This window comes from Acinetobacter sp. 243_ASPC (assembly GCF_001054715.1).
GTDB classification, from domain to species: Bacteria; Pseudomonadota; Gammaproteobacteria; order Pseudomonadales; family Moraxellaceae; genus Acinetobacter; species Acinetobacter soli.
This window is the reverse complement of record NZ_JVOR01000141.1, coordinates 1-11,229: the sequence shown is the minus strand read 5'-3', so window position 1 is coordinate 11,229 and position 11,229 is coordinate 1. Positions and strand designations below refer to the sequence as shown.

The following is an 11,229-nucleotide window of genomic DNA, read 5'->3' as shown; positions in this document are numbered from 1 at the left end:
AAATAAAATCATTTCTTCTGGATCTAAACGCTTTAGCCGAAGTTGGTCTGCAACCACTGTCTTGTCCTGTGCTTTATCCATTTTTCCCCCAGTGTCTTCTTTTCACACTGTCCTTTAGAATTTTTACCTTACATAAATCCCTATCGACAGCAAGCAATAACTTACGATATATCGCGAGCAGTAGTAATGCTTGATTTTTAATTTTTTCTGAAAACTCACTGCTTATTTCCCCATTGAGTAACATCATTTTCAAAACTAAAGCTGGGCATGGTTTTTCAAACCTACCTTCAGATATTGTTAATGCATCAATGAGCAATGGTGTCATCATTTTTTTCTGCACAGGTAAATTATTTTTAGCGTTAAAATCATAGAATAACACAGTCCCAAAATTAACATAATAAAATCAAATATATTTTATATTTACCAAAAAAGTATCTGAATTATATGATTTATTTACTAACCTTATTTTTATACTAAATCAAACGGCTGGTTAAGCCCAGAAGCCTTTGAACAGAAATATTTTAAAAGTTTAGAGGGGCAGGTTGTCCACGATCCTGTCTAGAATCAAACCAAGAAGTTTAAAGAATTAAGCCAAGTTTAACTTGGCTTAATCTTAAGATCATCGTCTCAGTAAGAACTCTGAGTCGTTAGAATGCCCACACCATTTTTAAGGTGGTGGAATGTCCTTCAGGACGATGCTCCACTTCGGTTTCTTTCAGGAACTTCGCCTCTAATGACCAGTTATCCTGTTTGTATTGAATTGCAGGGCCAAATGCCAATGCCTGTCCTTTATTGCCAATACTGGCACCATTCACTTCATCATTTGTGGTTTGTTTAAACACATAGCCTTCTAGTGCCAATTTCACTTGATCATTTAACTGATAACCGATTGCATAATCCCCAGCAAAATAATCCCCCGATTGATAGTTGGTATCGTCATTTTCGGTATTAAAACTATAAGACAGTTTGGTCGAAAACTCCCAACCTTGTGGCTGCAAATACGAGTAAGCCAAAACTGGCCGAATGGTGTGATAATTCTTGCCTAAATTCGCAATTACAGGACGTTGTAGATTGGCATTGTCATAATCTCCAGTAGCCAAAACACCTTCCAGAGCTGCAATACTGTGATGGTTACCTTTATGCCAACCGAGCATAGTGCCTATCACTAAATCTCCGAGTCCACTGTTAGAATCTGACGCGCCCATCACATTTAAACGTAAATTGACTAAAGGCTGTGCTGCATAAAAGCCTAATTGCCCGCCTACAATTTGTTGTGGGGTCATCCACACCAGACGTGGAATAAAGGCATTTACATCGACATGGAAATTATCGGGACCATCTTTAAACTCACTGGCATGGTAATTTTGGTAGTAGTTCAGCAAATATACCCCAGGTGGTGGCAAAGCACCTGCTACAATGCCTTCAGCACCCAGTGCAAAAGAGTCTAAACCGTTTTCAGTTGCACAGACATGCGTTGCTATACCGCTCAATAACATGAGTGCGTAGATTTTGTTTTTCATAGAACATCCTATTCAATGCAAATTTTGATGAAGTTTGCTTGCCATGTTGAATCTTTCATACCTTGGCCAGAAACTGAAGAGAGCAGCATCACCAAATGGCTTGATGATACTGGTGTACGCTGTGGAAAATTTGGAAAGTCAGCATTAGGGAAGGTAAATTATGTGCTTGCGCGGCGACGCTCTACCTCGGTTGATGGTTCGTTATTTAGGTCTTTGACTAATTCAAAGTTAAAAGTGATGTGTTTGAATGGCTTGTCTAAACCACGGCGCTGGATTTCTGCAGGATCAGTCACATCTACTGCTGTAACGACTAGGCCTTCACGGGTAGCAAAGGCAAAGTCATCCCAAAGATATTGGTCGCCTTCGATGTTAAATTGAGTGGTCAATTTGCGGAAACCTGTTGCAGAAATAAAGTAATGCACGTGAGAAGGGCGGTTACCATGACGACCCAGTTTGTTTAATAAAGCTTGAGTCGTACCGTCTGGTGGGCAGCCATAACCAACTGGCATGGTAGTTTGCGTTACATATTTACCTGCTGGATCACTAAAAATGGTACGGCGCAAGTTAAAGTCAGACTGGGTTTTGTCAAAGAATGAATAATTGCCCAAACCATTAGCATGCCAAACTTCGACTTTGGCATTTTCAATAATGTTGCCCTGTGTGTCAGTGACCTTACCTTCAATAATTAAAGTATCTATATGATCTGATTCTGAACCGTCATCCATACGCGCAAAACCAACTGATTCAGGCGCACCTGCAACATACAATGGCCCCTCAATGGTACGTGGTGTACCACCTGTCACGCCTGCTCTAGCATCGGCTTCATCGGCACGTAAATCTAGATAATGTTCCAGACCCAAACCTGCTGCAAGTAAACCAAGTTCATTGGCTTTGCCTGCGTCGGTCATGTATTCCAGACCTTTCCAGACTTCAGAAGGCTGAATGTCTAAATCCTCAATGGCTTGAAATAAGTCTGACACCAAACGTATTACAATTTGCTGTACACGTTGATCGACAAGGCCTGTCGCAGTGTCGACGTTCATTTCTTTCACTAAAGTATCAATTTGTTGACGGTCCATGTAATCCTCCTTGTCTATTTTGGCACTGTAGAATTGAACAGTGCTATTTTTAGCTTTCGACACTGCCTTCCAGTGTTGGTTTAAGTCAGTGCCAAAGCGAGTTGGTACGGCACTGAACGATGTCCTTAAGTTTTTTCTAATTTTTTTTAAATATGTTTAAACAATGCAGAACGTGACTGACCGTTTGCCCCATCTGCAGCACTTAAGAAGCGCTCGGTATGAATATCTCGCTCAAATAAACGGCTTTGCATCAGGGTTGAAATGGCCGCATCAATCATCACCGGCGGGCCACATAAATAGGCCTTATGACCACCACAGCGCTGTTCAAAATAGTCAGCAACTGCTTCATGCACATAACCTGTAAAACCTGTCCAGCCATCTTCTTCTTTAGGCGCATTTAAAGCAGGAATATAGCGGAAGCTTGGATAGTCTTTGACCAATTTCTCAAACAGTTCTCGGTTATATAATTCCGCAACATCTCGCGCACCTTGGAACAGGTAGATGGTGCGGGTATCACCCGATTCAAGCAGGTCTAAAATCATAGATTGCGGGCTAGATAAACCTGAGCCACCAGCAATAAAGATCACATCCTGTTCATCCGATTTACGTACAAAGAATTGTCCGTAAGGCCCTGAAAATTCCAGTTCATCGCCTGCTGCTAGCTGCTCATGCACATAAGTCGTTGCACTACCGCCCACCACATGACGGATATGCAATTCAATAATACCGAGCTCGCTTGGCGCATTGGCAATAGAAAACGCACGCGTGCCTTCAATGCCCGGGAATTGCACGTTAATGTACTGCCCTGCCTGAAAATCCATTGCGCGGTCTAACTGCAAACGCACACCTTTAATGGTTGGAGATAAGTCGCGCACTTCAATGACTTTGGCCTGATAATCTTGTACTAGATAACCCAGAAAATCAGGGTCTTCATCGACATCGGCTTCAATGGTCATGTCTGATTCTGGCTTACAGCAGCACGCCAACACTTTGTGTTCTTCACGCTCTAAATCCATCAGTGCGAAAGGTGACGCTTCGCCCACATCATAATAACCATCGGTGACTTGGACTTTACAAGTGCCGCAAGTGCCATGCCCACAAGCAAATGGCAACCACACGCCCTGACGTAACGCGGCATCTAAAATGGTTTGATTTTCTTCAACCTCAATGGTTGTACCAATTGGCTCAATTGTGACTTGATAGCTCATCTGCGACCTCCTGTCTTGCACTTACTGTCTGTGCTTTGCTGTCTTTATCTAGTTGTGATCTTGCTGTTTTAAACGTGTGCGCCCTTGTACCCATTCAGCCCTGGAGTTACAAAGCGCAGTAGTGATTTATGATCGAAGCCAATTTCTGCCAAGGTCTGTTCAGGGCGTGGCTGAATCGCCTGTTTGTTCAGGGTAAATTGCACTTTATCCCATTTAATTTTTTCAAAGTCAGGATGTTGAAGAAAACCCGCTTGCATTTGCTGATCCAAAAACTCCTGAAAAGTTTGCTGCGGCGAAACCAACATGGCGTGTGCAGAACAATATAAAGTGTGATGATCCCAACCCACAAAAATCAAAATATTGCCGCTATAGTGTTTTTGTAGATCGCGTGGTTCAAAGTCGTAATCTGGGCGAATAGCGCGTACTGACATGGTCATTCTCCGTATTGAGGTGGTTTAAGCCGAAAATGGCTCAAACCAAAATCCTTTTAATTTTAAAGCTTGAAATAACTTAAACTTTATATATTTACCTTAGATATTGAATGCGTGTTAAGCCGCATCACCTTTCCATTTTCTCCAACGTTGCTGGTCTGGCGAACCTTCAATATCCAAGTTATCTGCACCGACATTAAATCGATAATATTCGCGCAGCATGTTTTCCAAATCTAAGCCACCACAGTTGCCTTGTAGAATTTGGTTAACTGGCAACCATGCTTGCACATATTTTTCAGGTTCACGTTCAAAAATATCGTGACAACCATCTGAACAAGTGTGGTAACGATCGCCTTTATAAACAGACTCACGATAAGCAAACATGGTCGGATCGCCATCCATTTCGGTGAATGTCATTGGCACTTGGCAAATCTGGCACAATTGCGGTAAGCCTGCGCTGTAGAAACGCTTACCTTCTGCTTCCATCTTGCGTGCGATTTCCCACTTTGGACGGTAGTATTTGTCAAAGGTATCTGGATATTTTTCAGATAACCAATCCATTTCCTGATCGGTTGGAATCCATGTATGGAAACCTGCTGCATGACCGAAGTTATAGAAAATCCACCATGCCTGATGCGACACGTGTTCTTTTTCTTTGGTAATCACTTCTGAATATTTCGGCATACGAATACCATAACGGCTCAAGTCCTTAAATAACGCACCGCCCGCTTCTTCAAAGTAAGTTTCCCACGCCTCCTTCCACGACATCACTTTGTTTGGCAGCATGTAGTCCATCATCATGCCAACAATCGATAACAAACGTGTCCCACGCCAGAACCACTTATCAATCCATTCCTGTACGATTGGCACGTTGTCTTCGTGTTGTTCTAACAAGAATTTCACGATTTCCAGACCTAAAGTCATGTGACGTGCTTCATCAGACTGTGCACTAAAACCAAAAGTGACCGTTGCCATATCGCCATTGTGTGCTGCACCTGACATGAATGGTACGAACAACAAGTTGGTCAACACATATTCAAAGGCAAAACTGATCGCCAATAAGAACTCAAACGGCCCTGCAGAACGCGCATCTTCAAAGAAAGATTTTGGTACAGACAAGTACCAAACGCGGTCATGCATATGTGACCAATCCTGAAAACCATCAAAGAATTTGTTGTAATGACTCATGGCATGAATTTGCGTCTGCACGTGACGTAATTCATCAATCGACTGCATTTGTGATGCAATACGTGCGCCCACACCACTGAACTGACGCCCCACATGCGCATAACCTTGGAACGCCTGATATTCAAGCGGAGTCACCGCAGTTAAAAACAGTTTAATGGCATTCAAATAACGCTCATTGGTCACGTTCATTTGACCGTTGTTTTGTGCAAAAGCATCAAAAATAGCGTAGAGTTTTTTCTCTTTTTCTGCCTGATATTTCCAGTAAGCATCCATGGTTAAACGGAATGGATCTTCCCATTTAGACCAGTCTGTAATTTTAATACCTTCGAACTCTTCGTATGGAAAGGCTTCTTTGCGGTCTGCATAAGAAAAGTCCCAATCCAAGTCACGAGTGAGTGCGCGATAACGGTCTTTGGCATTCAGTTTTTTTGCTGGGGTTTTAACTTGTGAATTCATGCTCATCATCCTTAAATTTTTTAGCGGCAATCTATGCAGCAATATGTTCTGGCGGCACTGTACTTAAATTGGCTCAGTGCACATCCTTATTCCTAGTTCCAGTGCAAACGGAAACTGTCGTCATCTTCTTCGACGTTGCCGCCCAACGTAATCATGTTGAGTTGTAAAGACTGAATATCCCAATCTTGTCCAAGTTTTTCAGATACCGTTTCTGCTTTGACAATTAAACCTGTTTCGCTTTCTACCCGAATCATGGCTGGCAGATATTGAATCGTGGCATCTGGGTTGTCTTCTTCAATCGCTTCAATGATATAGCGCGACGTGTCGTTGTCCTGTAATGCGAGATAAACCTTAGACATGCTGCTTCTCCTTAAGGCTGCAAAATTTGTTCAAGTTCGATGCCAATTTTTTTACTGCGTTCTAGTAGTTTTTGTTCTGCAATGTCGACTGCATCTGCAGACAACGCCCCTGCTGCCCACGCTGCAAATGCCGCTTTCACTTCAGGTAAATATTCGGCTAACCACTGGCTCAACAATTGTTTGTTATGTGCAGATTCTGCAGCTGCGGTTTTAAATACGCTGTCTGACCATTTGCGTAAATCTGCCATGGCTTCCTGCATAAACTCCATCAGCATCGCCAAGTCACGTGCTTGATGCTGTGCCAACCATTGATCAAATTGGGTATAGACCAACTCGCTCATAAAACTGTCAATCACCAAGTTTTGTAATAAAAACAGTTTGAAATAGTCTTGCTCAGTCAAACTGGTTTCACACAGCTTGCGCAGTCCTTGCCATGCCTTATCTTGCATCCATGCTTGTTTGGCAGGAATTAAAGATTCGCCCGTGTTGCCATCGAGTGCCAAACCGACTCGTGAGATGTACTGCGCCATCCCTAAGCGATCCATCGCAGCATAAATACAGGCTTGGGTCAGCACTGTGCCGTAACCATAAGCACTGCCCGACATCATGTGTAAATTGGCAGTTTGCTCGATATGACGAAACGGTAAAAACAAGGCAATCACTTTGGCTTTAACATCTTCAGAAATATGCTCTGCCAACTGACGCTTTTCAAAAAAGCCAAAGTTACTTTCTGCGATGTCCTGCAAACGCGCACGATGCTGCACATAAGTTCCGTAATAAAATTGACGCGGGTCTTTAAATACGTACCAATCTTGCATTTCAATTGCAGTATGGGTTTTATCATTTAAGGTTTTTTCAGGTTTCCACAGCGGACGATAGTGAAAGTTGGTTTCCGCCTGAATATCAAAACTGACTTCCTGATAACGGGTGGCTGGCTTGTTGCCAAAACGGCGCTCAATATAGGCATAGTTTTGACGAATTGGTTCAATACCCGCTGTTTTAATTTCTAAAGTCATCGCTTATCTCCTTACGCATTCAGTGTTGATCTTCATGATCAATGTTGTATCGCTGTGCACCGACTAAAGTGACGTGTTCAATGCCGTAACGCCATTTGTCTTCTTCAGCATCATTCACGGCTTGCTGTTGTTCGCTCATTTCCACCACTTGATTGGTTGCGCAGAACTCACGGAATGCTTGCTGCGGTAACACCAACTCCACATATAAAGTGGGATCGTGAATGGCAAAGTCGAACTCGACAAATGCGGCATCAATATCGCCCGTCACCCGAATATATTTGGTTAAGGGCAATGCGCCTGTTGCATCCTTCATATTGTTCTCCTACAAGATCTGATTCATTCAGAGCTTGCTTCAGTTGCTTCATGCATCTGTTGCTTACCTTTACTAGTACAACAAGCGTGCCAACTTTATAAAAACCTTGAAAAACAGCAGCTTAAAAAATCTGAGTATTTTTATAAGAATTTGGACTTCATGATTTGATGAATTTTGATGTTTAAAAAATTTAAGATTTCATGATTTGATGAAATACAGCTCGCGCAGATACAAAAATTTACCCTTGGGCTTTATAGAATTCGCTTATGATAAAGATGAAATAAAAACTACAAAAACATAGAGATACAACTCAATACCTTTAAGGTTTGGCATGATACTATTTGTGTATTGTTAAATTTTCACGAATTTGCATAAGATAGCTAACCAGCCACGAATTTAATGGATTAAACACGGCGCATGGCACTAGTAAAATACGTCAGTAGCAGCAAAAATACAGGCTATCCTCAGGAAATTCACGACCTGCTTTCCAAGCTACATTTTGACACTGAGCATGGACAAATCTGGTTTGACGAATATCGCATGTTGCTTATGCATACCAGCGTCATCGGCTATTTGCGTAAAGACCTTGTCAATATGATTGGAATACAACGCACCAAACGCTTTTTTATTCGTTTAGGCTATCAGGCAGGTCTAAAAGATGCAGAAGTCACTACGAAAATGCGCCCAGGCTTAAATGATGAGCAGGCTTTTATGGCAGGGCCACAAATGCACGGTATTCGTGGCATGGTACAAGTTTCTGCCAATCAACTGATTATAAATAAAAAGAAAAAACAGTTTTATGCAGACCTAAACTGGCATAACTCCTTTGAAGCCGATGTACATCTTGAACAGTTTGGACCGAGCAATGAACCTTCTTGCTGGATGCTGCTAGGCTATGCTTGCGGGTACAGCAGTTATGCCACAGGCATGACCATTATTTATCAGGAAATGGAATGTAAAACCTGCGGATATGCTAACTGTCGCATTATTGGTAAACCACTCGGTGAATGGGAAAATGCCGATGAACTGATTCAGTTCATGTCACCCGAACCGATGGAACAGGAACTCATTGCACTACAAGCCGAATTGTATGAACTTAAAAAATCGATTTATACCACCAGTAAAAATGACTACAGTATGTTCAGCTCAGTCGGCCAATCGGCAGCCTATCAACGGGTTTGTGACTTACTCAAAAAAGCCGCAGGTGCCAAAGTTTCCATTTTGTTGCAAGGTGAAACAGGTGTCGGGAAAGAGGCCTTTGCCCGTGGTGTACATGAACTGAGTCAACGTAAAGAATATGCTTTTGTCGCAGTCAACTGTGCGGCAATTCCGCCTGAACTGGTTGAATCTGAACTGTTTGGTGTTGAAAAAGGTGCATTTACAGGTGCACATCAATCACGTGTAGGTAAATTTGAACGCGCCCATGGCGGTACTATTTTTTTAGATGAAGTGATCGAACTTTCACCACGTGCTCAAGCGGCTTTGCTACGTGTGCTACAAGAAGGTGAAGTGGAACGTGTCGGAGATTCACAAACCCGTCATATTGATGTTCGCGTGATTGCTGCAACCAATGAAGATTTAGAACAAGCGGTTAAAGCTGGGCGTTTCCGTTCCGATTTATATTACCGTTTAAATATTTTTCCTGTCCAAATTCCACCTCTGCGTGAACGCCGTGAAGATTTACCGCTGTTAGTCGAACACTTTTTAAATCGCTTTGAAAAAATGTATGGCAAACAAATTCAGGGCGTCAGTGAAAAAGCCACTGATTTTATGCAAAGCTATGCTTGGCCTGGCAATATTCGTGAACTGGAAAACCTGCTCGAACGTGCGGTACTGCTAACGGAAGATCAACAACTGATTAAACTGAAAGCCTTATTTCCACAAATGCACAGCGAGCATACCGTAGATGAACAAACCAACGTAGATTTAGACAAGCTGTTGACTGAAGGTTTTGATTTAGAACAACATGAACAACAACTGATTATCACCGCGATGCAAAAAGCCAAACACAATGTGTCTGAAGCGGCCCGTTTGTTGGGTATTAGTCGAGCAAAGCTCGATTATCGACTTAATAAATATTATTAGGGCGTGTCCTCATTTGAAGAATTGGTTTTAAATACTTAGAATCTTCCTTTGACTTATTTTTATTTCTATATTTTCAATGGCACGTACTTTTCTTACGATGATATCTGGCAGCAAATTCAAGATACTATGCGATTACATGATTGCTACCGTTCAAAGAATAGTAGAAATATTATGGTAGCGATCTTATGGAAACTACGTACATGCGCCACATGGCGTGATATTCCTCAAGAATTTTGTCCTTGACAAATTTGAAAAGTAAAAGTTCAGTCGCTACCCTTCCTCGGGAGTTAGGACGTTCACGATCAACCATCTACCGTGAATTAAAAAGAAAAACTGGGCAACGTGGATATAGAGCTCAACAGGCAGCTAAATTTGCAAGTCAAAGACGGTACCGTCCTTCATCATCAATGACAGCATTTTCCTTCGCTTATATTGATTATTTGATTGGTTTGGACTGGTCACCTGAACAAATTTCAGGTGCTTTAACACAACGTGGTTGGCTGGATGTACCTTCACATGAGTGGATTTACCAGTACCTTTATCAAGATAAATCAAAAGGTGCTAAACTTCATCTACACTTAAGGCATCAGAAGAAATATCGAAGACGCGGTTACAAAAACACGGATCGTAGGGGTCAAGCCATTGATAAAACAAGTATTCACTGCCGAGACCAGGTCATTGATCAACGACAACGTTTAGGAGATTTCGAAGGTGACACGGTGATTGGTAAACATCATAAAGGTGCTTTATTGACTCTCGTTGATCGAAAGAGCCTGTATGTACATATTGTTCATTTAGGGCCAACGAGAGCATCCTCTCAAACGATTACTTGTGCATTAGATCGTTTACAAATGAGCTATGCTTATAGTGTGACATTTGACAATGGCAAAGAATTTTCCGAACACAAAAGAATTACTGATGTTGGCATGGAGACGTATTTTGCTGATCCTTACAAGTCTATTCAGCGAGCTAGAAATGAAAATACGAATGATTTAATCCGTCAATATCTGCCAAAATCATCATCGTTTAATGACGTGTCAAACGAACAAATAGAGCAGATAGAATTTGCACTCAACCATCATCCTAGAAAAACCCTAGGTTGGTATACACCGAGTGAAGTTATGGCTGGTTTTTATACTGTTGCACTTGCCGCTTGAATCCGCCAAATAAAATCATTTCTTCTGGATCTAAACGCTTTAGCCGAAGTTGGTCTGCAACCACTGTCTTGTCCTGTGCTTTATCCATTTTTCCCCCAGTGTCTTCTTTTCACACTGTCCTTTAGAATTTTTACCTTACATAAATCCCTATCGACAGCAAGCAATAACTTACGATATATCGCGAGCAGTAGTAATGCTTGATTTTTAATTTTTTCTGAAAACTCACTGCTTATTTCCCCATTGAGTAACATCATTTTCAAAACTAAAGCTGGGCATGGTTTTTCAAACCTACCTTCAGATATTGTTAATGCATCAATGAGCAATGGTGTCATCATTTTTTTCTGCACAGGTAAATTATTTTTAGCGTTAAAATCATAGAATAACACAGTCCCAAAATTAACATAATAAAATCAAATA

The 11,229-nt window shown here is 41.7% G+C and carries 11 protein-coding genes and 2 pseudogenes; 3 read left to right on the top strand and 10 right to left on the bottom strand.

The annotated features are described in order from the left end of the window. From ADA42_RS17510 to ADA42_RS17470, 9 genes and pseudogenes are all read right to left on the bottom strand, one after another. Positions 1–328: pseudogene (locus tag ADA42_RS17510) on the bottom strand (hypothetical protein); the annotation flags it as partial. A gap of 319 nt (positions 329–647) precedes the next feature. Further along, the gene (locus ADA42_RS17505; protein ID WP_048766539.1) at positions 648–1,520 is read right to left on the bottom strand and encodes a SphA family protein; all 873 of its coding nucleotides are present in this window, start codon (positions 1,518–1,520) and stop codon (positions 648–650) included. A 158-nt stretch (positions 1,521–1,678) separates the two neighbouring features. After that, positions 1,679–2,599: a catechol 1,2-dioxygenase gene (gene catA, locus ADA42_RS17500; RefSeq protein ID WP_048766538.1), complete on the bottom strand. Its 921-nt coding sequence runs from the start codon at positions 2,597–2,599 to the stop codon at positions 1,679–1,681. A gap of 146 nt (positions 2,600–2,745) precedes the next feature. Beyond that, complete coding sequence (locus ADA42_RS17495; protein WP_048766536.1) at positions 2,746–3,807, bottom strand: NADH:ubiquinone reductase (Na(+)-transporting) subunit F; 1,062 nt, start codon at positions 3,805–3,807, stop codon at positions 2,746–2,748. 68 nt (positions 3,808–3,875) lie between these two features. Further along, a complete protein-coding gene (locus ADA42_RS17490; RefSeq protein WP_048766535.1) occupies positions 3,876–4,238 on the bottom strand; it encodes a phenol hydroxylase subunit P4 in 363 nt (120 codons plus the stop codon). Positions 4,239–4,355: 117 nt separating this feature from the next. Beyond that, positions 4,356–5,882, bottom strand: coding sequence for an aromatic/alkene/methane monooxygenase hydroxylase/oxygenase subunit alpha (locus tag ADA42_RS17485; RefSeq protein WP_048766533.1), 1,527 nt, complete (start codon positions 5,880–5,882; stop codon positions 4,356–4,358). Between the two features lie 92 nt (positions 5,883–5,974). Further along, positions 5,975–6,241: an MmoB/DmpM family protein gene (locus ADA42_RS17480; RefSeq protein ID WP_004971969.1), complete on the bottom strand. Its 267-nt coding sequence runs from the start codon at positions 6,239–6,241 to the stop codon at positions 5,975–5,977. A gap of 11 nt (positions 6,242–6,252) precedes the next feature. Then, entirely contained in the window at positions 6,253–7,257 is a 1,005-nt protein-coding gene (locus tag ADA42_RS17475; protein WP_048766530.1) for an aromatic/alkene monooxygenase hydroxylase subunit beta, read from the bottom strand. Between the two features lie 19 nt (positions 7,258–7,276). Beyond that, on the bottom strand, positions 7,277–7,570 hold the full coding sequence (locus ADA42_RS17470) for a phenol hydroxylase subunit (protein WP_048766528.1): 294 nt from the start codon (positions 7,568–7,570) through the stop codon (positions 7,277–7,279). Between the two features lie 417 nt (positions 7,571–7,987). On the opposite strand from ADA42_RS17470, the gene mobR reads away from it, so the two are divergent. From mobR to ADA42_RS17460, 3 genes are all read left to right on the top strand, one after another. Beyond that, positions 7,988–9,655, top strand: a complete 1,668-nt coding sequence (gene mobR / locus ADA42_RS17465; protein ID WP_048766526.1) for a phenol degradation transcriptional regulator MobR — start codon at positions 7,988–7,990, stop codon at positions 9,653–9,655. Between the two features lie 126 nt (positions 9,656–9,781). Beyond that, a complete protein-coding gene (locus ADA42_RS18850; RefSeq protein WP_371863699.1) occupies positions 9,782–9,898 on the top strand; it encodes a hypothetical protein in 117 nt (38 codons plus the stop codon). Then, entirely contained in the window at positions 9,895–10,812 is a 918-nt protein-coding gene (locus ADA42_RS17460; protein WP_228137609.1) for an IS30 family transposase, read from the top strand. The genes ADA42_RS18850 and ADA42_RS17460 overlap by 4 nt, the downstream gene beginning before the upstream one ends. A gap of 7 nt (positions 10,813–10,819) precedes the next feature. On the opposite strand, the pseudogene ADA42_RS17455 reads toward ADA42_RS17460, so the two are convergent. Then, positions 10,820–11,147 (bottom strand): annotated as a pseudogene (locus tag ADA42_RS17455) (hypothetical protein); the annotation flags it as partial. Positions 11,148–11,229: the final 82 nt, after the last annotated feature.

What these genes read in the sequence shown, in the direction of transcription:
- catA (WP_048766538.1), bottom strand. Translation starts at nt 2,599, where the DNA reads ATGGACCGTCAACAAATTGATACTTTAGTGAAAGAAATGAACGTCGAC.
- ADA42_RS17490 (WP_048766535.1), bottom strand. Translation starts at nt 4,238, where the DNA reads ATGTCAGTACGCGCTATTCGCCCAGATTACGACTTTGAACCACGCGAT.
- ADA42_RS18850 (WP_371863699.1), top strand. Translation starts at nt 9,782, where the DNA reads ATGCGATTACATGATTGCTACCGTTCAAAGAATAGTAGAAATATTATG.
- ADA42_RS17475 (WP_048766530.1), bottom strand. Translation starts at nt 7,257, where the DNA reads ATGACTTTAGAAATTAAAACAGCGGGTATTGAACCAATTCGTCAAAAC.
- ADA42_RS17495 (WP_048766536.1), bottom strand. Translation starts at nt 3,807, where the DNA reads ATGAGCTATCAAGTCACAATTGAGCCAATTGGTACAACCATTGAGGTT.
- ADA42_RS17505 (WP_048766539.1), bottom strand. Translation starts at nt 1,520, where the DNA reads ATGAAAAACAAAATCTACGCACTCATGTTATTGAGCGGTATAGCAACG.
- ADA42_RS17485 (WP_048766533.1), bottom strand. Translation starts at nt 5,882, where the DNA reads ATGAATTCACAAGTTAAAACCCCAGCAAAAAAACTGAATGCCAAAGAC.
- ADA42_RS17480 (WP_004971969.1), bottom strand. Translation starts at nt 6,241, where the DNA reads ATGTCTAAGGTTTATCTCGCATTACAGGACAACGACACGTCGCGCTAT.
- ADA42_RS17470 (WP_048766528.1), bottom strand. Translation starts at nt 7,570, where the DNA reads ATGAAGGATGCAACAGGCGCATTGCCCTTAACCAAATATATTCGGGTG.
- mobR (WP_048766526.1), top strand. Translation starts at nt 7,988, where the DNA reads ATGGCACTAGTAAAATACGTCAGTAGCAGCAAAAATACAGGCTATCCT.